The 1740-nt window shown below is 62.3% G+C and carries 2 protein-coding genes; both read left to right on the top strand.

Features of this window, described 5'->3' with window-relative positions; translation table 11 throughout:
* Positions 1 to 672 (top strand): EAL domain-containing protein (locus tag HLUSI_RS0113370; RefSeq protein ID WP_157137853.1); only part of this gene is annotated, 672 nt, incomplete at its 5' end.
* 129 nt (positions 673 to 801) lie between these two features.
* Positions 802 to 1740, top strand: a 939-nt coding sequence (locus HLUSI_RS28555; protein ID WP_040503473.1) for an ABC transporter substrate-binding protein, incomplete at its 3' end; no start/stop codon positions are given.

Here is a 1740-nt window from a genome sequence, read left to right as displayed (position 1 = left end):
CGAAGTCGGCTACGCAGGCGCGCCTTCGGACTGGTGGCGCCGGGCATGTTCATCACGTTGGCAGAGCAGACCGGCCTGATCGTGCCGCTGGGCGCCTGGGTGTTGCGCGAGGCCTGCCGCCAGGGCAAGGCCTGGCTGGATCGCGGCTATCAGTTCGGCCGCATCGCGGTGAATTTGTCGCCGCGCCAGTTTTCCTCGGATGACCTGCTGGCCACGATCGACAACGCGCTCGACCAGAGCGGCTTGCCGTCGGCGATGCTCGAGCTGGAAATCACCGAAGGCGCGATCATGCAGAACCCGCAGGAAGCGGTGGTGCTGCTCAAGCGCATGCGCGAACTGGGCGTGACGATTTCGGTGGATGACTTCGGCACCGGCTATTCGTCGCTGGCCAGCCTCAAGCAATATCCGCTCGACACGCTCAAGATCGACCGTAGCTTCGTCAAGGGCATCCCGGCCGATGCCGACGACGTCGCCATCACGGAAGCCATCATCGCCATCGCCCACAAGCTGCACCTGAAGGTGGTCGCCGAAGGCGTCGAGTCGCAGGAGCAGCACGATTTCCTGCGCGCGGCCGGCTGCGACATGGTGCAGGGTTACCTGCATGCGCAACCGCTGACGGCCGGTGAAATCGAGCAGCGCTGGTATCTGGGCGGTGCGCAGGCGGAGACCTGATGCGGCCTCGACCATTTCTCCGTCGCTACCAGCAGGAACGAGTAAGCAAACTCTTTTTTGTTCGTTGACCCTGGCTTTCCCGATTCCTAAGATGGCGTGTTTTAGTTAACACTAACGCTCGGGGATAGCATGATTACGTGGGGAACTGCAACAAAAACAAGGACGCGCAAGAGGGTAGGCAAGATCGTTGCCGCGCTGGCGGCAGGCGTGCTGGCGGCATTGGCTGGTACAGGACAGGCCGGCGCGGCTGAGCCGAAGCACGGCGGCACGCTGAACTGGATCGTCACACCGGAACCATCGTCGATCCTGCCGTTGACCACCACGGCCGGCGGCAATACCGAACTCGGCCCGAAGATCGTCGAAGGTCTGCTGACCTACGATTTCAACCTCAATCCCAAACCGCTGCTGGCAACCTCGTGGAGCATCAGCAAGGACGGCTTGCAATACCGCTTCAACCTGCGCCACGGCGTCAAATGGCATGACGGCAAGGACTTCACTTCGGCCGATGTGGCATTCTCGATCCTGACGCTGAAAGTGGTGCACCCGCGCGGTCGCGCCACCTTCGCCAACGTCACCGAAGTGCAGACGCCCGATCCGTTCACCGCCGTGATCGTGCTGTCGAAGCCGTCGCCGACATTGCTGACCGCACTGGCCGGCGCCGAGTCGCCGATCGTGCCCAGGCATCTCTACGACAAGACCGACATCCTCAACAGCAAGTACAACAGCGCGCCGGTCGGCACCGGTCCGTTCATCTTCAAGGAATTCGTCAAGGGCAGCCATATCGTCCTGGAACGCAATCCGAACTATTGGGACAAGCCCAAGCCTTACCTCGACAAGGTGGTAGTGCGCTTCATCCCTGATGCGCTGGCCCGCGCCACCGCGCTGGAGTCCGGCGCCGCCGACCTGGGCGGCCAGGCGATCCCGCTGTCCGACGTTGGGCGTTTCAGCAAGCTGCCGAAGATCACCGTGGACACCACCAACTGGGCCTACATCGGTTTGCAGCAGCAGCTGTATTTCAACCTCGACACGCCGGTGCTGCAAAAGATCGAAGTGCGCCGTGCGATATCC

The organism is Herbaspirillum lusitanum P6-12 (assembly GCF_000256565.1).
GTDB classification, from domain to species: Bacteria; Pseudomonadota; Gammaproteobacteria; order Burkholderiales; family Burkholderiaceae_D; genus Herbaspirillum; species Herbaspirillum lusitanum.
This window is presented reverse-complemented; position numbering and strand designations above follow the sequence as displayed.